Genomic DNA, 22,511 nt, shown 5'->3' on the forward strand with positions numbered 1-22,511 from the left:
ATGTTAATCAAAATATGTCGACAGGAGACAAGGAATTGTATATTTTTGAATATCCAGGTAAAATTTCAGGGCAAACGATAATTGGTTTTATAGAAACCTTCGATTCAATTGCGATACAAATCTCCTTTAAAATCTCATTTTCAGAAAACATGATTCGTAGTATAAAAGTGGAATTGAATAAGAGCCATTATAAGTATTCAAGAACTGAGGATAGAAATATTTATGTTATCGGTTTGCATCTTAACGGCTTTAGGAGTGAAGATTTTAGCAAAAGAAAATTGAATTCGGATTCATTTTACAAATTACTTTCTATTGATTTTTTAGATATTAATAACAACGAAAGATTTAGAATTTTGCAGAAAAAATCAAAACTTTAAGCCTCATTGATACAACTTTTGGCAGCGGAAATGATTATGTTTACGATCAAATCGGGAATATCACGCAATCAATTCCGAAATCGATCAATGCACTGACGTACGATCCCTTTGTAAATCGGACAAAGACTATTTCCATGAGTAGCGGAAATTCGATGAATATGTCGTATGACGGTACTGAGAGGAGAGTTTATCGAAAAGACATCGTATCGGGTGTGACCACAGAAGTTCTATACCTGCACGACGGAATGAATGCGATCGTGGAGAAAGACAAGAATGGTAATTCGACGGAATATGTATATGGGCCTACCGGAATTATTTTTATAAAGACAGCTACACAGACGAATTTTGTATTGAAAGATCACTTAGGATCGATACGAGCCACGATTAATACTGCGGAGCTGCCCTATGCGGCTGTAGGCTATGACTATAGCGCATTTGGTACGATTTTGAGCACGGTTTCAAATTCAGGATATTTCTACACGGGTCAGGAATATGATAAGACTTCAGGTCTGCATAATTTCAAGGCGAGGATGTATGATAGTGATTTAGCGATGTTTTATGGGACGGATCCGGCAGGGCAGTATTCATCGCCTTATACTTATGTCGGGAATAATCCGGTTATACGAAGAGACCCGAGTGGTAATTTTTCTATTAAATTTGATTTTAAGAACTTGATTCCAGGGTATGCTGTTTATTCGTTTGGTAGAAATATTGTAAGCGCATACAACAATGCTGGCGGAGGGCTTTATGGGATAGGAATGGCTTTTTCTGTAGCAAATAGATCGATTATCAGCGCTGGTTATGCTTACGTAATACAGGGTGTAACCGGACAATATTTACCAATAATTGGAATTGAGGGTGGGTTACCAAAAGAGATTATTACTGGAGCAGCAGGAGGGGGTGCAGCAAGCGCTCCAAGTGGCAGCAACTTTTTGAATGCAGTTGCTCAAGGTGCTGCCTTGAATGGTGCGAGTGCAATTGCAGGTCGTTTTTTTTCAAGAACGGTCGCAGCACTAAATGAGAGTATAAATAGTAGTAGTAATAATCAAAATTTTGTTCCTCCTGATCCAGAGTTTGCTAACAAAGCCCTTGAAGAAATGAAATTATATGGTGGCGAAGAAGGCATATTACAATATGAAGAGATAGTGACCAATAACACCGCTATAAAGATAAATAACGAAATTAAAACATATGCGCAATATGAGGCTTATGACTCCTGGTGGAATTTTGTAATTGGAAGAAAGGACCCTGCAATTTATCTTAATGCCAGCCGTCTGTTTAATCCAACATTGGACGTAGAAACTTGGAATAGTGTGGGTATCAGTTCTTATGATTATTTGTCAAAAACTGTAGAAGCGTTGTATCATGAGTCAGGCCATTTGTACGGATTGCCATCATATGTTAATGGAGTAATGAAACGACTACCTAATGCTCAAATCACTCATGGCTTCAATTCTCACACAATGTTTCAGTATCCTATTGGTGAATTAACTAAAGCATGGTTACAAAACGTATTTGTACCTAATTTACATAAAAGTGGAGTTATTTGCAGATGAAGGATTTTATTGTTGATACCCTATTGCTTTCTCCTTTCTGGAGAGCTGAATTAATTGGTTTCGTGATTTTAAATCTCTTTTTCTTAACAATGTTTATTTATGTTGTAAGATATAAAGGCTCTGGTAATTTAGCCGCTCTTTTTTCAATGTTGTATCAACATAGTAGTTTGGCATTCATTCTTTTTTTCGGATTAATCCCACGCTTATATGGACTTTATGTGACCGCATTGGGTAACGTCTTTGTAACTGAAACTGCAATTTTTGCTATATATTCAACATTAATGTCGATGGCTCCTTTAGTAATTGAAATTATAATTATAATGTTTTTCAACGTTTTTTTTCAAACACGTTTAACTTTTCTGAAAAGACGCCTGAGTAAGTGATTCAGTAGATTGTCACTTTCTACTTTTTTACCTTCACGAGTGGTACTGAGCTATTTCCGGCGCCGTATTCATGCAGCAACCAATTTGAATTACAATTACACATTCAAATACGATAATCTGAATCAATTGCAAGTTGCCGATCACTCGAGTAATGTCAATGGCGATATCGGCGTCGGTGAAGAAATGCGCTACGACGCGAATGGCAATATTACTAAAATGAAAGTCAATACGGCGACGAAGACCTACGCGTATTACACGAATACAAATAAAGTTCAGAATGTCGACGGCAGCGGAAATGATTATGTGTACGATGCAATTGGGAATATCACGCAATCGATTCCGAAATCGATCAATGCACTGACGTATGATCCGTTTGTAAATAGAACGAAAACTATTTCCATGAGTAGCGGGAATTCGATGAATATGTCGTATGACGGTACTGAGAGAAGAGTTTATCGAAAAGACATCGTTTCAGGCGTGACTACGGAAGTGCTTTGCCTGCACGATGGGAATGAATGCGATTCGTGGAGAAAGACAAGTCAGGTAATTCGACAGAATATGTATATGGACCTACCGGAATTATTTTTATAAAGACCGCCACACAGACGAATTTTGTATTGAAAGATCATTTAGGATCGATACGAGCTACGATTAATACGGCGGAGTTGCCCTATGCGGCTGTAGGCTATGACTACAGCGCATTTGGTACGATTTTGAGCACGGTTTCAAATTCAGGGTATTTCTACACGGGTCAAGAGTATGATAAGACTTCAGGTTTGCATAACTTCAAGGCGAGGATGTATGATAGTGATTTAGCGATGTTTTATGGAGTGGATGCTGCGGGGCAAACAAATTCGCCATTTGCCTATGTGGGAAATAATCCTGTCATCAGGAAAGACAAAGACGGGAATTTCTTTTTTGTTCCTATTTTAATTGGCGCAGCAATTGGAGGTTATTCAGGTTATCAAATAGGAAAAGCAAAAGGAGCTAAAGGTTGGGATATGTTTGGTTATATAGCGGGCGGTTCCTTAATTGGTGGCTTATCTGGTGGCGCTGCGGCAGGAATGAGTGCGGCTGGAGGAGGAGCTCTTTTGTCAGGAGCGTCAGCAGGTGCGGTAGGAGGCGCTGGCTTTAATGGTTTGGCATCGAATTGGAAAACTGGAGCGATGCTAAATGGAGCTTGGAAGGGCGCATTGTCGGGCTTTGTGAGTGGCGGAGTTGGTTCGGCAATAGGGGGCGGCTCGGGTGCGTTTGCAGGTGGTGCAGTCGGTTCAGGATTGAATACGGCATTGAATGGTGGAAAAGGCAGGGATATTATTAGTTCAATGGCTACTGGCGGTGCATTGTCATATGGGACCTATGAGTTGAGTTCATACGTAAATTGGAAGTACGGAGGTGGTAATAATCTTGGAGGCCACAAACTTTCTTACACACAATACAAAACTATGCAAGCAGATTTTCAGAGATCGGCGTTTTGGGGCAAAGAATACGGTGGATTTTTAATGAAAGACGGAAGTGTCCAAAGGCTCCCAGCTCAATTCTCTCACGGTCTTGGAGAAATTAACGTTCCTGCGGAGGCAGATGGATTTTATCATACGCATTGGGATAGCGAAGGTCAAACATTTTATATTGATCAAAATGGACAAAAAATAGAAACTGGATTTAGTGGAAAGGCATGGGAATTAACAACAACTCGTGATCATTCACCAAGTGAATATGTAAATGTCGACAGCTATGTAGTCAACAGATATGGACAAGTTTCGGTTCATCTCGCGGGATTTGATAATCATCATCTTTTCAACGATCCGTTTTTGCGATATTTTCCATGGTTTATTTGGCCATAATATAAATGAAATGGAGGCAACATGTTGATTAAAAGTATTATAATAAAATGTTCACTTGTATTCTTCTGTTACATTACAACATCATGCTTGAAGCCCAGTACATCACACGGTGATTTAAAACGAAATAGTATAGTCGTTGATTCTGTATCTGTCAAGGAATTTGGTGAGAAAGTTAGTCAAAGGTTCGCAGATTATCAAGCATCGTCAAAGGGAAAGACCTTTAAAGCAATGGTTAGCGGTAAAATTCGTGGTTTAGTATTTAAACATTCAATCCCCAAGGATGTAACTCTTGTACTTTATACATATGATGAGCAAGATTCGTGTGTACTTTATAGTGGACAATTACCATCCGGTGAGTCATTTTTAAATGCCCTGAATTTACCAATTCCAGTAGGGGATTATTATGTTTTCGATGGCGGGCACAAGATTCCCTTTATGCGTATAAAAGATCAGTAATTCATCATTTTTTTTCAAACTTATTTCTGCCTTTTATCTTGGCGGGGTTGTTCCAATCGCGTAAAAAATGTCGATGGCCTGCGAACAACTCCTATGTCTATGACAACATCGGAAATGTAACGCAGTCTGTTCCAAAGGCATTAACGCATTGACGTACGATCCCTTCATCAATCGTACAAAGCAAATCGCGATGGCCAACAGCAATCAAATGCAGATGAATTACGATGGGACGGAGAGACGTGTTTATAAAAAAGACATCGTATCGGGCGTGACCACGGAAGTGCTTTACTTGCACGATGGAATGAATGCGATCGTGGAGAAAGACAAGAATGGTAATTCGACGGAATATGTATATGGTCCTACCGGAATTATTTTTATAAAGACAGCTACACAGACGAATTTTGTATTGAAAGATCACTTAGGATCGATACGAGCCACGATTAATACTGCGGAGTTGCCTTATGCGGCTGTAGGATATGACTATAGCGCATTTGGTACGATTTTGAGCACGGTTTCAAATTCAGGGTATTTCTTCACGGGTCAGGAATACGACAAGACTTCAGGTTTGCATAATTTCAAAGCGAGGATGTATGATAGTGATTTAGCGATGTTTTATGGTGGCGATCCTGCGGAGCAAGGAAACTCACCATTTGCGTATGCCGGAAACAACCCAATTATGCGAGTTGATAAAAACGGAAAATTTTGGATGGCTGTTCTGGCTGCTGCTTATGTAGGAGGATATTGGGGAGGAGTACGCGCTCATGAAAGTCATACAAATATTTGGGAAGGAATCATCACAGGTGGAGTCAGTGGTGCTGCTGGAGGGGCTACTGGTGCCGCTTTTGGAAATGTTTATGGAATAGTTTCTAATGGAATAGTTGGTGCAATCAGTGCGGGAATTTCATCAAGTGTAAATGCGGCTATAACCGGACAAAATACAAACTCAATTGGAAACGATATTCTGAAAGGAGGAATTACTGCTGCTGCATTCTCAGCCATAGATATAGGGACATCATTGTTAGCGAAAGGTCAACAGAATGACATCGGTTATTTTGAAGGTCAAGGAAAAATTAGCGATCCTGATTTTGTTGGAAAAGCTCTAAATTCCATGGAAACAAATGGCGGGCAAAGTGGTAAGGTACAGTCTAAATTACTAGAGGAAAAAGCTAAAATTGGATTTACCAACAGTAAAATGGTTTCATTGGCTCATACCGCAATAGTACCCAAAACTTGGAAGGATGCCTTGTTCGGTGGTTTGTTTTTTGAAGCGGAATTAATTCCCTATATTGAACTAAAACCTCAAAATATTTTTGATCCACATTATAAAGCAGATAAATGGTTGGAGGCTGGTATAGATCCAAGCGATTATATTTCAAAAACCGTCGAAATTCTTTATCATGAATCTGCTCATGCCTTTGGTTTATTTGATTTTTCTCCTAAGTATGGACCATATCGATATTATTCTCCTTCAGAGTTGGATCACCATAGTATGAACTACGAGATATGGGATCACAAAATCGGGCAGTTGACAAAAAATTGGATAATGAATGTTTATTTACCAAACAAAAACGGATATTAATTATGGACTATTATATTCTTTCGTATTTTGATTTTTTATCTCAAAACCCTTTTTGGTTTCGTGAAATTTTGTGGTTTAGTATCACTAGTTTTGTGTTAATTGTTAATACAATTTATTTTTTTTTCTTCAGTAAAATTCCAACCGATAAAAAATTTCAATTGTTTAAGAATTATTATTTTGGAGTTTCAGCGTTTTATTTTTGTCTGATTCTTTTATTTAACTTGAGCAATTTGGAAGAAATGACGCATCAACATTCTTTTACTTCAAGCGATGCCTTGACATGCCTCTATATGGGTTTGATTATTATTGGTTGTCTAATTTATGAAATCATGTTCTTAATAATATTTTATTTACTATGTTTAGTTTTTTTTACTATAAGGCTTCGTGATGAAAAAAATGTACCAAGGAGATAACTAAATAAAATAATTGGTATTCTCATTTTGCAGTTTAGCTACAATTCATTTGAGTGGCCGGATATTTTAATGGAAATATATCAAAGGCTACCTGAATCATCTGCAAGTTGCCGATCACTCGAGTAATCCTAATGGCGACATCGGCGTCGGTGAAGAAATGCGCTACGACGTGAATGGCAATATTACTAAAATGAAGGTCAATACGACGACGAAGACGTACGCGTATTACACGAATGCGAATAAAGTTCAGAATGTCGACCGCAGCGGGAATGACTACGTTTACGATCCAATCGGGAATATCACGCAATCGATTCCGAAATCGATCAATACACTGACGTATGATCCGTTTGTAAATAGAACGAAAACTATTTCCATGAGTAGCGGGAACTCGATGAATATGTCGTATGATGGCACTGAGAGAAGAGTTTATCGAAAAGACATCGTATCGGGCGTGACCACAGAAGTTCTATACCTGCACGACGGAATGAATGCGATCGTGGAGAAAGACAAGAATGGCAATTCAACGGAATATGTATATGGGCCTACCGGAATTATTTTTATAAAGACAGCTACACAGACGAATTTTGTATTAAAAGATCATTTAGGATCGATACGAGCCACGATTAATACTGCGGAGTTGCCTTATGCGGCTGTAGGCTATGACTACAGCGCATTTGGTACGATTTTGAGCACGGTTTCAAATTCAGGGTATTTCTACACGGGTCAGGAATACGACAAGACTTCAGGTCTGCATAATTTCAAAGCGAGGATGTATGATAGTGATTTAGCGATGTTTTATGGAGTAGATGCTGCTGGACAGTATGCAAGTCCTTTTGCATTCGTCGGTAATAATCCTATAACTAGACGAGACCCTAGCGGAAACTTTTCATTTGATTTGAAGAATTTAATACCAGGTTATAGCGTATATTCGCTTGGTAGAAATATTGTGAGAGCTTACAATAATGCCGGTGGCGGTTTGCATGGAATTGGGGAAGCTTTCTCAGTCGTAAATAGAACGATTATCAGCGTCGGAGCCAGTGTAGCGGTGGGGGGTGTCACAGGAAATGTATTGGCTGGAGCCGGAATTGCGGAAGGCGGTTTTTTAAATATGGCCGGATCAGGAGCCGCTGGCGGTGCTGCCGGTTCTGCAGCGGGAGGAGGCAATATTGGCGATGGCGCGATTAGTGGAGCGATTGGTGGAGCAATTGGATATGGCGCAAATCAAATTTTGAATTTCGTTCAACATAGAAATCCCAATGAATTTATGAGTCAAACCACCACGAATGGTAACTCAGAAACAAATCCAAGTGAATTAGAGTTGCACGAATACGCTGAAAAAAAGTTTGGAGCCAAAGAAGGAGAATTTGCTGTAAATAGACTATACCTAGCATCAGAATCGCAAGTTCCGCCTGGCTGGAGGTACACAGAAAGTAGTTTATTAGGTAATCAGCCAAATTGGTTTAAAAGATTTTTATTTGGAGAAATAACCGCCTTAGGAGTTACTCGACCATCATCAATTAGTGGCCTTGCAGATATTTGGATTGCCCCTGCGGCATTTGCTTCACCGGAGCAATTATATTATACGGTAGGGCATGAATTGATTCATGCTTACCATATTCATATTAATAATGGCTTACTCGATGTCTACAAAAGTGAACATGCCGCATATCTATGGATGTATCAAAAAGCAATATTTTATCGCGATATGGATATTGCCCGCGAAGCTTTTCAGTCGTGGCAATATTATAAATCGTATTCAGGTTATCCATATCCAGGCTCAAGCTCATGGAGCGCTCCTTGGCATGGATTTTAAATTTATTTCAATGGATTTATAAAAAATGAAAAAAATTATATTAATAAGTTTGATTAATACGCTCTTGTCTTGTTCTTCGCAAGAAGAAAAAGTCGTGACTCAAGGTATTACAGATTTAATTAAGTATGAAATTAAAGGAAACGACTCATTGCTCTATGCCATGGAAAACATTTATTTTCTACGACAAGAAGAACCAGTATGGTGCATTGGATTAGTTAGCGATAAAGTTTTGGACAAATTAAACCATACATTTAGTGATAACAGAATATTATTATATAGATATACTGAGATGGATTATGATGAATTGGGCACGATAGTTTTAAAGGGTACTACAATGAAGGGAACATTGTTGTCAATTCGAGATATCCAATGGAAATCTGAAAACGAAGTTTTCTTATTAGTGGGTCATTCATTTTCAAAGCAAAGTTTTGCAGAATTTCAATTATTATTGATAAAAAGCGATGGAATTTGGAAGACTCAAAAAATCGAATTGGTTTCAATCATGTAAACTAGAATTTCAGCTAAGTGAATGGATGAAATACTGCGTTGAAAAAATCAAAAATTATTCTATGATTCAAAAGTATCACTAAAAATCTAGAATCAAGACGACAACGAAAACCTACGCATATTATACGAATACGAATAAAGTTCAGAATGTCGATGGCAACTTTACTCCGGTAGAAATATTTTCGCCTGCCCGTTAAAAAGCACTTCATCGACATGGGCGGATGTTTTTTTATCATCCGTAGTGACATGCATGTGCACATTCGATGAATGATGCGTGAAAACTCCCTGATGTTTGGATGAATAAAAACCTAAGATATTCACACCCACACCCGTCAAATTACCTCGAATTCCACTCTGTGCGTGCTGATCGTGAGGAAGCAATTCTTCGCCGTTCCCCGGGCGGACAACATGCCAATTCAATGATTCAATTTCTCCGGTGATCAAAAATGAAACCGGAAACTCCGGATTGTTCAGCGTTTCTTTGATATAATTTTCCAAGTCCGCAATCGTTTTAACAGATTCAGGCAGCAGCATTTCCTTCCACTTTGGCACACTCACAAAGACCAGTAATGCCGCTTTAGGATCGAATGTAGAGTCTATACTTAGCGAATCGCCGTTGGCGTGGGCCGTCAGCGGCCGGCTATTCCAAATCAAAATTTCGCCATCCAGATTTTCCGCAGCTCCAAGCGCGTACAAATGATCGCGGTTTTTCAGACTGTCCAATGCAATCGTCGCGCTTGTATTACCTTCATGCATGATAGACTTCAGAGAACCGCGATACTCGACAGAATAATTTTGTGGGCTTTCGCAAGCCTGAATCAAAAAAGCCAGAGCAATCCATCGTTTCCACGTCATAAGTTATCCTTTAATTTTAAATCATTATTGGCAACAGTCGGGAAGTTTGCTGTAAGCATCCGCATCGCGCTTACTTTCATTGGCATTATAGCCGGAAGCCGTAATTGCTTTTTCAATATCGGCGACGGTTACTTTAGCCGGATCATATTTTACAGTGGCGGTTTTTTTATCGAGATCGATGTTTGTTTCGACAATTCCGTCGAGTTTTCCGACGGCTTTTTTGACGGTTTTCACGCACATCGAACACTTGATAGTCGGTAAGTTGATGATCGTTTCTTTATTAGACTTATCCTGGCCGGTAACAACTGCGGCCACGATGCTGACCAAACCGATTAATAATAATGTCAGTTTCATAACAGATACCTTTTTGGTTAATGTTAAACAGGGAAATTTAAATTAATCATGCTGATGCTCTTCGGTAACTAATCCTGCTCTCAATTGACTCTCAGAATCGATCAGGAAACCGCCTGTGACAGCAATTTCATCGCCTTCTTTTAATCCGGAAATAATTTGATACTGCCCGTCGATCTTCATTCCAACCGTAACGTCTTTGGCTTCGAAAGCGTTGTGACCCGTTTTGATCCACACAACATTACGCTTGCCTGTGAATAACACCGCGTCGGATGGAATCGCAATGCCTTTGCCGAGACTTACTGAAAAAACCGATTCTCCGTACATTTGCGGTTTGAGTTTGTTGCCGACGTTGACAAATTCCGAACGAATTTTGACCGTACGGGTTTGTGAATTGACGATGGGATAAATGAATGTCACCGTTCCGCGAAAAGCCTCATTGGGATAGGACTGCGTTTTTAATTCAACGTTTCTGCCGGGCTTGATATAAGGCAAATCATTTTCATACACTTCGGCAAGATTCCATAGAACGGATAGATCGGCTACATCGTACAATTTGCTTCCTTCATTGACGTACTGACCTTCCTGGATATTTTTTTCGATAACCGTTCCGCTGAAAGGCGATAAAAAAGTCAGCACGTACTGCGGCTCTTTTGTTTTTTCCAGTGATTGAATTTGTTCAGTGGTGATTCCGTACAATTCAAGTTTTTTTCTGGCGGATTTGATCAGCGTTTCGTCAAAACCGGATTTAGAATTAAGAGCAATCAAGTATTCGTTTTGTGCCTGTAATAAATCGGGGCTATAGATGTCAAATAACGGCTGGCCTTTACCGATGTAATCGCCGGTTGTATTGACGTATAATTTTTCGATGCGTCCGTTGAACCGGGCCGTGATGACGCGCCGGTTCTGCTCGGCAAAATCGAGATAACTGTAAGCCGTAATTTTTTTAGACAATTCCGATGACACCACTTTCATGGTTGAAACATTGGCCAAAACTTGTTTACGGTCGCTCAGTTTCAAGTCATCGCTCATTGCCATAACGTCGACATCACCATCATCGGATTTCTTAACAAGATCCATGTGACAGATCGGGCACACGCCCGGTTTGTCTGAAGTAATCTGCGGATGCATCGGGCAATAATAAATGATCTTCTGATCGGCATGACCATCGGTCGAATTCTCCGTTTTACTGTTACAGCCACTGAATAGCAGAAAGACGGTCGTAAAACTGACGAGCATTAAAAATGATTTCATAAATCTATCTCCATTAAAACTTTTATTTCATCCAATCGGCCATTTTTGAAATTTCGAGCGTTCCTTTTTTCAAAGCATGTTCTTTCATCATGGCAAATAAAATCGGCGTGACAACTAAAACGTGAACGGCTGACGTGATCAATCCGCCGATCATCGGCGCCGTGAGCGGTTTCATCACGTCCGAACCCGTTCCGGTTGCCCACATGACAGGAACCAGGCCGATCAAACTGGTGCAGACCGTCATGAGTTTTGGACGTAAGCGCAGTACAGAACCTTCGATGGTGGCTTCGTAAATATCTTTAACCGTTATAGCTCCGCGTTCGCCATTTTGAAACGCACGCAACCGTTTATCCAGAGCCTCATGAAGATACACCACCATCACGACGCCGGTTTCAACGGCGATTCCATATAGCGCAATAAATCCGACCCATACGGCAACTGAAAAATTATAGCCCATGGCGTAAATCATGTACACGCCGCCGATCAACGCAAACGGCACGGACAGCATTACTACAAACGCTTCTTTGTAATCATGAAGCGTGAAATAGAGCAATACAAAAATGATCAAAAAAACAACCGGCATGATGATCGTGATCGTGCGTTGCGCACGCATCTTACTTTCGTATTGTCCGCTCCATGTGTACGAGTAACCGCTCGGAAGTTTTAATTGCGATTCAATCGCGCGTTTGGCGTCATTCATCACACTGCCCATATCTCGGCCGCGCGTATTCATGTACACGATCGAGCGTAACATGCCGTTTTCACTGCTTATCATCGGCGGGCCCGACTGGATCCGAATATCAGCCAATTCTGATAATTGAAGATACAATTTGGCGTTTTGATCGATACGATCGAGCGAAAACGGATTGGTTACAGTTTCATTGGAATTCATCACCGGGTCATTCATACTGTTATTGGCAACAGGACGATAAACCGATTTGGCATTCATCGATGTTGATGCCATTGCCGATCCTGTATTGACCGGAACGATCAGGCTTTTTAGCTCATCAACATTGTTGCGCAGATCACGATCATAACGCATCCGGATAGGGAAGCGCATACGCCCATCGAGTATGGTTCCTAAATTTTGCCCTCCGATAGCCATCTCGATAATATCCTGCACATCCGTAATATTGATTCCATATCGCGCGATAGCCTCGCGTTTAATAGCCATATCAAGATAAAGCCCGTTTTGTACACGCTCGGCAACCACATCGGCCGCGCCGTCAACAGCTTTTAAAATCTGTTCGGCTTTCACGGCATAATATTCGAGCGTATCGAGATTATTGCCGAAAACTTTGAAACCGATATCGGTCCGGACGCCCGTCGCCAACATATTGATTCGGTTTATGATCGGTTGCGTCCATCCGTTGCTGACGCCGGGGATTTGCAACTTGGAATCCAGTTCGTTGATGATATCGCTTTTAGTGATTCCGGGACGCCAGGTATTCTTCGGTTTCAGCAATATGATCGTTTCAATCATGCTTAACGGCGCATTGTCCGTTGCCGTTTCGGCGCGACCGGCTTTACCGAGAACGTGATGCACTTCCGGAATGCTCCGGATAATTTTATCCTGCGTCTGCAAAATTCGGTTAACCTCGGTAATGGATGCGTTGGGCAGAGTGACCGGCATGTAGAGTATTGAGCCTTCGTCGAGCGGCGGCATGAATTCAGAACCGGTATTGAGAATCATCGGAACCGTTGAGATTAAAGCTATCACATTAATTCCGATCGTAATTTTACGGTATTTCAAAACCCATCGAATTACCGGTTCATAAAATTTATTAGTAACTCTGGTAACAGGATTTTCGTTTTCGTTGCGAAATTTACCACGCATCAATAGCGTCATCAGCACTGGGATTAATGTAATGACCACCACCGAAGCGCCGATCATGACGAATGTTTTGGTAAATGCGAGAGGAATAAAAAGCTTACCTTCTTGCCCGGTGAGCAAAAATACTGGCAGAAAAGAGACGAGGATGATCAGTTCAGAAAAGAAAATTGCCCGGCCAACTTGTTTGGCCGATTGAATGGATAAGGTTTTGTAATCTTTAGCGTTTAAATGTCCTTTTTCCTTAATGGCATTGGCAATATTCCGATAAGCGTTTTCGACCATGACAATGGACGAATCTACGATGACGCCGATGGCAAGAATAATTCCACCCAGGCTCATAATATTCGATGTAATTCCGAAAACACGCATCAAAATAAAAGAAAGAAGTACGGCGACCGGAATTTCAATAATGATCCGGAGAATACTTCTAAAATGGAGAAGAAACAGTGCAACCATCAGCGAAACGACGATAGCGGCTTCGATCAACGCGCGATCCAGCGTTCCGATCGCTTCATCAATCAACGTACTGCGATCATACGAAGTCTTAATCTCGACGCCTTCGGGCAAACCATTTTTCAATTCTTCAATTTTTTCTTTGACGCGGTCGATGACGGCTTTTGCATTTTCGCCGTTACGCATTACAATGATGCCGCCGACTACTTGTCCTTGTCCGTCTTTTTCGAGAGAACCGCGGCGAATATCCGCGCCGATCTGGACGGTTGCAACTGTTTTTAAGAAAACAGGAATTCCGTTGGCCGAGTTTTTGACAACAGTGTTTTCAATATCTTCTTTAGTTTGAATGTATCCTTGTCCGCGCACAAAATATTCGGCGGCGCTGGCTTCGACAATTTTACCGCCAACTTCGTTGTTGCTGCGCTGAATGGCATTGACAATATCGGATACGGTAAGATTGAATGCCCGCAGTTTGATCGGATCGATATCAACCTGATATTGCCGGACGTAACCTCCTATACTGGCGACTTCGGCAACGCCTTCAACGGCCGAAAGTTTATAACGAATGTACCAGTCCTGAACGGCGCGTAACGTTCCCAAATCGTAATTTTTTCTTTCGACGGTATACCAAAATACATGCCCGACACCGGTTCCGTCCGGACCCAATGTCGGCGTCACGCCGACAGGTAACTGAGTTTGTACCGTACTGAGTCGTTCGAGTACGCGCGTCCGTGCAAAATAAATATCGGTATTGTCTTCAAATATGACAAAGACGAATGACATACCGAACATCGACGAGGCGCGAACGGCTTTGACATCGGTCAATCCTTGTAAAGACGTTACAATTGGAAAAGTTAATTGCTGCTCAACCACTTCCGGCGAACGCCCCATCCATTCCGTGAAAATGATGACTTGATTTTCGGAGAGATCGGGGATAGCGTCAACCGGTAAATTCGAAACGGAATATATTCCGAATCCTGTCAGGATGAGATATGCGAGAATGACGATAAAACGATTCTTGGCCGACCAATCTATAATTTTTTCTATCATACCATTTTCCTTATTACAAACGTTGGTTGATTTCAGAAGCGCTGAGCCCAACCGCTTTTTCCAAATCGCTGAGCGCCTGCATGAAATTCATTGTAGCCATTTGGTGATCCAGTTTAGCCATCAAAAGCATGCGTTCTGTTTCGACGACCATTCCGAAGTCCAACTTTCCGCTTTGATACTCGATAACTAATAGTTTTAAAGTCTGCTCATACTGCGGAATGATGTTATCACGATACAGCGTCATCATGTTCCGGCTGTTTTCAAGCGATGACAATGCTTTTTGAATATCGTAAGCTATCATGTTTTGCATGGATGAAATTTCTTTTTCGGCATGAAGAATATGTTCATCCGATTCCAGTAAACGTCCGTTGTATTTATCTTTTGACCACGGTGCAAAGGGAAGATTAATACCGATCATAAACGACCAAAAATCCTTACTGGTATTGCTCATATTTTTGTAGACGGTTTTGAGCATGACGTCAGGATAAAGTTCTTTTTTAACCGCCGATTGTTCTGCCTGGAACATTTTAAGATTAAAATTCATCGAATGAAGCTCAGGCCGTATTTCATTGGCAAGCGGAATAAGTTTTTCAATGCTCCATACGGGAATGATGGTTTCAATACTATCGGCAGTGCTTACCGGAGCAACTATATCACGGTTCAAAGTCGTATTGATCATTATTTCCACTGTTCGCGCATCGCGTTGAAAATTAACTGTTTCAACACTCAACTTTGCCGATTCAATGTGTAATCGAAGTAAATCCTGTTGTTTACTGCGTCCGATGGTAATCTGCGATTGGATTATTGTCTCGAGGTTTTCTATCCATTTCAAATTTTCATTATTGATCCTGATTTTTTGACGGATGAAATACAATTCGTAATAAGCGTATTTTAGATCTCTGACGATTTGCTGCTCTAAAACGCGATAATTTGCCTCGCTTATACGCGCTGAATTTTCAACAACCTTGCTCATGGCATTGAGTTTACCGGGCCACGGAACCATTTGCTGGACGAAATAATCTGTTTCCATACCACCGCGCATCGGCAAGGGAAACGAACGAATAGGTGTTTGATAAAATTCGATACCGATCTGTGGGGCTTCCCATGCAGTGGCCTGATCGATCTTAATACGTTCCGATTCGATCTGATGGTGGAATGCGTGTAATTGCAAATTATTTTGACGTGCATCGTCAATCAACGATTGCAGTATTTTGTCCTGACTGAAACCGAAAGAATTTACGATGAGTATTAAAAAGAAATAAGTTTTCAAGAAATTCATAATATCCTCATTAATCACGTACGTTCTTTGCGATGTTAAAAACATACATTCATAATCAGTCCAAAGCGTTATACAATTCCTGAAAAAGATTACAGGATTACGGTAAAAAAATTACCGCAGCATCAACGACTTTGGATGAGAATCGATTAAATGAGGAAAGATTGGAGAAAAATAATCCTGTCGTGATCAGGGGGAGATGGGATAGGAAGTGAATGGAGTTTAAAAGTAACCGGCGAAGCATCGATATCGGATTCAAATGAAATTAATTGAATCGTATCGACAATTTTTATTGAAATGTTTGAAGTCTGAGGAGTGATTTCGTCGAATGAGCCTTGAACCGTTGCAGTCATCAAAGGACAGTGGCATGAATTGGATTTAGAAATCGTAACACTGCCCGTATTGGTTGAAGCTTTCTGGCAGCAATTCTTTGATGATGTTTTCGATTTCATCGAACATACGGCTGATCTGTTCATCCCGGCGGTCGTAACAATCACTAAAGAAACTACCAGCAAAAAGCTTGTAGTCGAGCGGTATATGTTGGTTAACTTTTTCATAAGGCTGCCTATCTAACGACAAAGTAGAACAAAAAGTTCCAAAAATCTATGAGCAAGGTCATGATTAAAGGCAAAAATAACCATGGACGAATAGGCATAAGCCAAACTATTACTTACTTTTGAGATAATTTTAAAGCACGTTGAGCTTCAGGTATCATTTCAAGACGCTCACATGCCACGGCCATCAATAATTGCGCGGAAGAATTATACGGCTCTTGATCTAACATTCGATCCAAAATTGTTTTGGCGTCTTGATTCATCTCATGTTGTAATAGCAATTGTGCATAGAGCAATTTGTACTCGACGGTAGCCGAATCTGCGATTGATTCAAGATGCCTTTTTTCAGACTCCCAAAGCCGTTTTTCAGACTCATCCATCACTGAAAACCATACCGCTACAGGTACTTGAGCTATTGTTTCATAATGCGGTTTGACATACCAATGATAAATAATATCTTTTTGAATTCCGATTTTTTCAGAAAGTGCGAATGTGTTTCCTGTAATTGTTTCGTCAAACGTGAAGTCATTATCGTAGCATCGAATAGCAATATCAAACTTTTTAGTAGAATTTTCAATCCACGTCAAGCGATCGGGGAGTTCAGTTAATTTAGAATTTCGGGGCGATTCAAGAAAAGTCTCGGTCGTATTTCCGCTGCGAACGGTCATCTTTTCTGCGGCCGTTTTTGACCATTCACGAATTGAAGCCATCTGGCGGATGAGTTTAGAGGCTAGCAAATCGTTCTTCGATTGTGATGAAAAGTTAATCCGAGTAGATTGCAAGTAGGTTTGTTTTTTGCCTGTAAAGTCTAAAACCTGAACGATTGACTGGCCAGAAAAAGCGAGCGAATCTCCGTTGCGAAGTAACATACCGGCTTTAAGAACTGTTTTATCTTTTTGGCCGATAGAAGTAACACTGCCGTTGCACGACAAAATCAAGGCTTGATAATCGGCATCCTGAGCCGAAAGCTCAGAAAATACAGAAATTAGTAATAAAATTAGAACCCTCATACATCCTCATAAAATTCAATTTGATTATTTTTACAAGAATGATAAAGAGTTAGAGGCATTTTAGCAATAGCATAGTTATGTCGTCCGACTGTTCGGCATTGCCGACAAATTTTTTCAGGTCGTCATGAATGAGATCTTTGAGTTGGAATGCTGAAGCATTCTGATGTTTGACAACACACTGTTCTAGACGTTCATCATCGTAAAACTCGTCATTTCTATCGGCTGCTTCTGTTACGCCATCTGTAAACATCACGACCATATCATCGGGTTGTAAGACATTTTCTTCGCTGACATATTGATCAAATTCTACCATCCCAAGCGGGATGCCTCCGTTTTTGAGCTTTGCAATAGTGCCTTTGCGGCTCAGCAGCGGGGGATTATGTCCCGCGTTTACGGAAGTAAATTTTCTGGATTTTGGATCGAGAATTCCGATAAAAAAGGTAATGTATTTATCGACCGTCGAGTTGCCGAGGATGACCCGATTGAGTTTCCCGGCCAGTTTGGTTAATTCAAAATCGCTTTCCAGATAAGCCCTCAGCGAAGCCTGCAACGTCGAGACCAAAAGCGCTCCCGGCACGCTTTTCCCGGATACATCGGCAATGATCAAAGCGACGTTGCCATTGGGCAAATGAACGACATCGTAATAATCGCCGCCTACTTGTTTGCTTGGAACATTAAAACCTGCGATTTCAAAACCGGTGATTTGCTTAACTTCTTTGGGAAGGATCATTTTCTGAATCGTTGCGGCCACTTCAAGTTCCTTTTCCATACGTTCCTTTTCAATCGATTCTTCATGAAGCCGCGCGTTTTCTATGGCGATGCAGGCATCGACGGAAAGAGTATCAAGAAATTTTACATCGTCAAGAGTGAAGTAGCCTTCCAATTTATTAATGATCTGAAAAACACCGATCATTTCGCCTTTACGGTTTTTCATCGGTGTACACAACATTGTTTGGGTTTTATACCCTGTTTTTTTGTCAAATTCAGGATTAAAACGTTCGTCTTTATAGGCGTCTTTTAACATTATTTTTTTTCCGGTTTCGGCGACATGCCCGGCAATACCGGCGCCGATAGGAAATCGGATTTCCACTTTGACGTCACCTTGTAAAACCTTGGCCCATAGCTGTTTGTCTTCATGGTCAATCAGATAAACTGTGCCACGATCCGCGTTAAGGTTTTTAACAGCCGTATCGAGTATGATTTCAAGAATTTTATCGAGATTGAGCGTCGAATTCAGCAATTTGCCGATCTCAACGATCGCCATTAGACGCAATGTTTCTTCCGTTACGTCTTTTAGTTTTTTTGCAAGGCTCACACTAAACTCCGTTTATAAGATAGGGTTGTACAGAAATGTGCGGATTTAACGCAACGCGCGTAACACCGATTGGTCGGGAAATCCCGTAAGGGTAACTTCGTCGGATTTCAACGTGATTTCAAATTCCTGCTCGCCCGATTCCACCCTGGAGCGGTAGCCGGAATAGCGTTCGGTCAGAAAATGAACACGTTGATTGGATGAACTGTGCCACAGTCGGGTCGTAGACAGCGAACGAATATACTCACCATCAATTAAAATGTCTAATTGATTTAATAAAATAATACCGGATTTGCTGGACTGAATTTCTTCCAGCGTCCAGCCTGAATAGGACATTATACTTAATCCATGGCGACGAAATAATTTTGCGGCTTCGGCCAAAGTTTCAGCCTGTGAAAACGGCTCGCCACCGCTGAAGGTAACGCCTTCAATGTCATTAAAAGAATGCGTGGCTTCTCTTACATATTCAACCAGCTTTTTGGGAGTGAGCTTCCGGTCGGAACCAAAGGTCAGAAATTCCGGATTCCAGCAACCCGGACAGCGCTTGGGACAGCCTTGAACCCAGATGACCGTTCGTTTGCCGGGGCCGTTCACTTCCGAAACCGGAAGAATGTCGGCTATTTCAATCGGTTTTTTCATAAACTAAAACAGCTTGCAATATGAGCAAGCTGTTTTAAAATTCCGTTAGCTTATAAAAATAAATTAAACATCGATCATTCCGCGACCACTTTTGTGAATTTTTCCAGCGGCTTTTAGATCATCCAGAACAGAATCAAGAATACCATTGATGAACTTACTGCTTCGATCGGTGCTGTACCGTTTGGCTATTTCGATCATTTCATTGATCGATACTTTGGGGGGAATATCTTCGAAATACAAAAACTCGCAAATGGCCATTCGTAACAGCAATCGGTCGATAATAGCGATTCTTTCGAAATCCCAATTTTGTGTCCGGATTTTGATCGAGGTATCTAATTCTTTTTCCTGTTCGATCGCATGAAACACAAGCTTTTTAATAAAGCTCATAGCCAGTTCGGAAAATGAATCACAGACGTCGTCGATGATCGTCTGGACATTGGCGTGCGTATGTTCATAGGCATAAAGAACCTGAAGAACCGTCTCACGAGCCTCGCGTCGGCTTGTCTTCGGACTTTTTTCTTTCGTCGACTTTCCCGAAGACCTCGCATCGTCCAATAAATGAGGATTCATACACGAAAAACTTTGCAGCTTATGGTAAAGAACAACTAAAATCTTTCGAGACGGCGCATAACCGTTTCGGATTTACTCACGTAAGTTTGTTTGATATGCCCGATATGATGAATACGTTCCTCGGCAATTTTATTGGAAGCCACATACGTCGGAATTTTTTCACGATCGGCATATTCGAGAATGTTTTTGACAATATCGTAGATATTTTTGGCTTGGGACAATGCTTTTTCCTGGTTATAACCTTCGAGTTCGTTATACACATTGATCAAACCGCCAGAATTGATCACATAATCGGGAGCATAGACGATTTTTTGTTCAATCAGCATTTTTCCATGCCGGTCTTCATCCGCCAATTGATTATTAGCCGCTCCGGCAATGATTTTGAACTTGAACTGCGGAATGGTTTGATCATTTACGATAGCGCCTAAGGCACAAGGTGCAAAAATATCGGCGTCTACCGAATAAATTTTATCGCCTTCGACGTATTCTGCATTAAATTCATTCACAACTTTCTTTACACGTTCAGAGTCAATATCAGAAACTATTAACTTTGCGCCTTCATCATGAAGGTGGCGTACCAAATAATAGCCAACGTGTCCAAGGCCCTGAACAGCAATTCGCAATCCTTTCAACGATTGGGTATTGAATACTTTTTCAACGCAGGCTTTTAATCCGCGGTAGACTCCCAGGGCCGTGACAGGGGAGGGATCGCCGCTGCCACCCAATGCCCGAGAAATACCGGTGACATATTTGGTTTCCATCCGTGTATATTCCATATCTGTCACGTTGGTGCCAACATCTTCAGCCGTAATATAACGTCCGCCTAATCCTTGAACAAATCGTCCAAATGAGCGGAATAACATTTCAGTTTTGTCCTTTTTAGGATCGCCGATAACAACGGCTTTACCACCGCCTAAATTCAATCCGGCAACAGCTGCTTTATACGTCATGCCGCGTGATAAGCGTAATACATCATTGAGCGCCTGATCAGCCGATGCGTACGGATACATCCGGCATCCGCCTAAGGCCGGCCCCAGCGTCGTATTGTGAATAGCGACAATTGCCCGCAATCCGCTTTTTTTATCGCTGAAAAAGACCACTTCTTCATGATCTTTTTCTTCCATCATTTCAAAAGCGTTCATTCAAATCTCCATTATGAATTTAATACGTGACGTGCGATAACGACGCGTTGAATTTCTGAAGTACCTTCATAGATTTCGGTAATTTTGGCATCACGCATCATGCGTTCAACCGGATATTCTTTGGTATAACCGTAACCGCCGTGCATTTGTACCGCTTGTGTAGTGACGGCCATAGCAGTTTCCGACGCAAATAGTTTGGCCATGGCGGCTTCTTTGCCGTATTTTTGTCCGTTATCTTTGAGCCAGCACGCGCGGTAGAGCAGCATTTTGGCCGCGTCAACGCGTGTAGCCATATCGGCGATTTTAAATTCATTGGCCTGGAATTTCGAAATCGATTGGCCGAATTGTTCGCGCGTTTTAGAATATTTGACAGCCTCTTCCAGCGCGCCTTCGGCAATGCCAATTGCTTGTGCGGCGATACCAATACGGCCGCCATCGAGCGTTTCCATCGCGATCTTAAAACCGATACCTTCTTCGCCCAGAAGGTTTTCTTTCGGAATCATACAGTTTTCAAAAACCAATTCTGTCGTATCGGAAGCGCGGATACCGAGTTTGTTTTCTTTTTTACCGACACGGAACCCCGGAAATTTTTTATCAACGACAAAAGCACTGATGCCTTTAGTTTTGCTGGAGCGATCCGTGCGTATGAAACATACGACATAGTCCGAACTTGCACCGTTGGTGACCCATAATTTAGTACCGTTAACCAGATAATGATCACCTTTTTTCTCAGCGAAACATTGTAAACTGGCGGCGTCACTTCCGGAAGAGGCTTCGGATAGTGAATACGCACCGAGCGCTTTTCCGCTGGCTAATGGAACAAGATATTTTTGTTTTTGTTCTTCGGTGCCGTATTTTTCAACATTGAAACAGACGAGCGAGTTATTGACGGAACAAATCACGCCGGCAGATGCGTCGACTTTGGAAAGCTCCTGAATCACCAAAACATACGTCATCGCATCCAGGCCCGAACCGCCGTATTTGTCAGAAACCATCATACCCATGAAACCCAATTCGCCTAATTTTTCGACGGCTTCTTTTGGAAACTTTTGATGCTCATCGCGCTCATGTGCGAATGGCGCTAAATATTCCTGTGCAAAGTTTTTTGCGGTTTCCCGAATCAGTTCCTGCTCTTCACTGAATTTGAAATCCATAATTTTCCCTTGAAACTATGTGAGAGTATTTTAAAAAATTAATGCAAAATTCAAACGGCGCAATATATATACGAAGTAAAGAAGAATCAAGGCTTTCTTTGATTCGAAAGGCTCATTTTATTTGAATAA

General features: G+C 41.3%; 22 protein-coding genes. 9 read left to right on the plus strand and 13 right to left on the minus strand.

What is annotated here, in order from left to right; translation table 11 throughout:
• The first annotated feature begins 14 nt into the window (after nt 1-14).
• From K1X84_10465 to K1X84_10495, 7 genes are all read left to right on the plus strand, one after another.
• The gene (locus tag K1X84_10465) at nt 15-377 is read left to right on the plus strand and encodes a hypothetical protein (protein ID MBX7152054.1); all 363 of its coding nucleotides are present in this window, start codon (nt 15-17) and stop codon (nt 375-377) included.
• A gap of 152 nt (nt 378-529) precedes the next feature.
• The gene (locus K1X84_10470; protein MBX7152055.1) at nt 530-1,933 is read left to right on the plus strand and encodes an RHS repeat-associated core domain-containing protein; all 1,404 of its coding nucleotides are present in this window, start codon (nt 530-532) and stop codon (nt 1,931-1,933) included.
• The gene (locus tag K1X84_10475) at nt 1,930-2,316 is read left to right on the plus strand and encodes a hypothetical protein (GenBank protein ID MBX7152056.1); all 387 of its coding nucleotides are present in this window, start codon (nt 1,930-1,932) and stop codon (nt 2,314-2,316) included. Before K1X84_10470 ends, K1X84_10475 begins: the two co-directional genes overlap by 4 nt.
• An 84-nt stretch (nt 2,317-2,400) precedes the next feature.
• Entirely contained in the window at nt 2,401-2,907 is a 507-nt protein-coding gene (locus K1X84_10480; GenBank protein ID MBX7152057.1) for a hypothetical protein, read from the plus strand.
• Nucleotides 2,841-4,160, plus strand: a complete 1,320-nt coding sequence (locus K1X84_10485) for a hypothetical protein (GenBank protein MBX7152058.1) — start codon at nt 2,841-2,843, stop codon at nt 4,158-4,160. The genes K1X84_10480 and K1X84_10485 overlap by 67 nt, the downstream gene beginning before the upstream one ends.
• Nucleotides 4,161-4,181: 21 nt before the next feature.
• Complete coding sequence (locus K1X84_10490) at nt 4,182-4,616, plus strand: hypothetical protein (protein ID MBX7152059.1); 435 nt, start codon at nt 4,182-4,184, stop codon at nt 4,614-4,616.
• 190 nt (nt 4,617-4,806) lie between these two features.
• Nucleotides 4,807-6,195, plus strand: a complete 1,389-nt coding sequence (locus K1X84_10495; GenBank protein MBX7152060.1) for an RHS repeat-associated core domain-containing protein — start codon at nt 4,807-4,809, stop codon at nt 6,193-6,195.
• A gap of 447 nt (nt 6,196-6,642) precedes the next feature.
• Here K1X84_10495 and K1X84_10500 read toward each other — a convergent pair whose 3' ends face one another.
• Nucleotides 6,643-6,915, minus strand: a complete 273-nt coding sequence (locus K1X84_10500; protein MBX7152061.1) for a hypothetical protein — start codon at nt 6,913-6,915, stop codon at nt 6,643-6,645.
• A gap of 84 nt (nt 6,916-6,999) precedes the next feature.
• Here K1X84_10500 and K1X84_10505 point away from each other — a divergent pair, with 84 nt between their 5' ends.
• Nucleotides 7,000-8,421: an RHS repeat-associated core domain-containing protein gene (locus tag K1X84_10505; protein ID MBX7152062.1), complete on the plus strand. Its 1,422-nt coding sequence runs from the start codon at nt 7,000-7,002 to the stop codon at nt 8,419-8,421.
• A gap of 25 nt (nt 8,422-8,446) precedes the next feature.
• Nucleotides 8,447-8,929: a hypothetical protein gene (locus K1X84_10510; GenBank protein MBX7152063.1), complete on the plus strand. Its 483-nt coding sequence runs from the start codon at nt 8,447-8,449 to the stop codon at nt 8,927-8,929.
• A 161-nt stretch (nt 8,930-9,090) separates the two neighbouring features.
• On the opposite strand, the gene K1X84_10515 is transcribed toward K1X84_10510, so the two are convergent.
• The 12 genes from K1X84_10515 to K1X84_10570 all read right to left on the minus strand — a co-directional run bounded on the left by K1X84_10515 (nt 9,091) and on the right by K1X84_10570 (nt 22,382).
• Nucleotides 9,091-9,783: an acetolactate decarboxylase gene (locus K1X84_10515; GenBank protein ID MBX7152064.1), complete on the minus strand. Its 693-nt coding sequence runs from the start codon at nt 9,781-9,783 to the stop codon at nt 9,091-9,093.
• Between the two features lie 24 nt (nt 9,784-9,807).
• Entirely contained in the window at nt 9,808-10,137 is a 330-nt protein-coding gene (locus K1X84_10520) for a cation transporter (GenBank protein MBX7152065.1), read from the minus strand.
• 42 nt (nt 10,138-10,179) lie between these two features.
• Nucleotides 10,180-11,388 (minus strand): efflux RND transporter periplasmic adaptor subunit, encoded by a 1,209-nt coding sequence (locus K1X84_10525; GenBank protein ID MBX7152066.1) that lies wholly within the window; start codon nt 11,386-11,388, stop codon nt 10,180-10,182.
• A gap of 22 nt (nt 11,389-11,410) precedes the next feature.
• Complete coding sequence (locus K1X84_10530) at nt 11,411-14,725, minus strand: CusA/CzcA family heavy metal efflux RND transporter (GenBank protein MBX7152067.1); 3,315 nt, start codon at nt 14,723-14,725, stop codon at nt 11,411-11,413.
• Nucleotides 14,726-14,738: 13 nt separating this feature from the next.
• Entirely contained in the window at nt 14,739-16,004 is a 1,266-nt protein-coding gene (locus tag K1X84_10535) for a TolC family protein (protein MBX7152068.1), read from the minus strand.
• Nucleotides 16,005-16,150: 146 nt separating this feature from the next.
• On the minus strand, nt 16,151-16,558 hold the full coding sequence (locus tag K1X84_10540; protein ID MBX7152069.1) for a hypothetical protein: 408 nt from the start codon (nt 16,556-16,558) through the stop codon (nt 16,151-16,153).
• A gap of 113 nt (nt 16,559-16,671) precedes the next feature.
• Entirely contained in the window at nt 16,672-17,565 is an 894-nt protein-coding gene (locus K1X84_10545; protein MBX7152070.1) for a hypothetical protein, read from the minus strand.
• A 49-nt stretch (nt 17,566-17,614) separates the two neighbouring features.
• On the minus strand, nt 17,615-18,880 hold the full coding sequence (locus tag K1X84_10550) for a SpoIIE family protein phosphatase (protein MBX7152071.1): 1,266 nt from the start codon (nt 18,878-18,880) through the stop codon (nt 17,615-17,617).
• 45 nt (nt 18,881-18,925) lie between these two features.
• Nucleotides 18,926-19,516, minus strand: a complete 591-nt coding sequence (locus K1X84_10555) for a radical SAM protein (GenBank protein MBX7152072.1) — start codon at nt 19,514-19,516, stop codon at nt 18,926-18,928.
• Between the two features lie 63 nt (nt 19,517-19,579).
• Entirely contained in the window at nt 19,580-20,086 is a 507-nt protein-coding gene (gene nusB / locus K1X84_10560; GenBank protein ID MBX7152073.1) for a transcription antitermination factor NusB, read from the minus strand.
• Between the two features lie 35 nt (nt 20,087-20,121).
• A complete protein-coding gene (locus K1X84_10565) occupies nt 20,122-21,228 on the minus strand; it encodes a leucine dehydrogenase (protein ID MBX7152074.1) in 1,107 nt (368 codons plus the stop codon).
• 11 nt (nt 21,229-21,239) lie between these two features.
• Nucleotides 21,240-22,382 carry an acyl-CoA dehydrogenase gene (locus K1X84_10570; GenBank protein MBX7152075.1) on the minus strand — a complete coding sequence of 381 codons (1,143 nt, stop codon included), beginning with the start codon at nt 22,380-22,382 and terminating at the stop codon, nt 21,240-21,242.
• Nucleotides 22,383-22,511 lie beyond the last annotated feature (129 nt).

The organism is bacterium (genome assembly GCA_019695335.1).
Lineage (GTDB): Bacteria > CLD3 > CLD3 > SB21 > SB21 > JABWBZ01.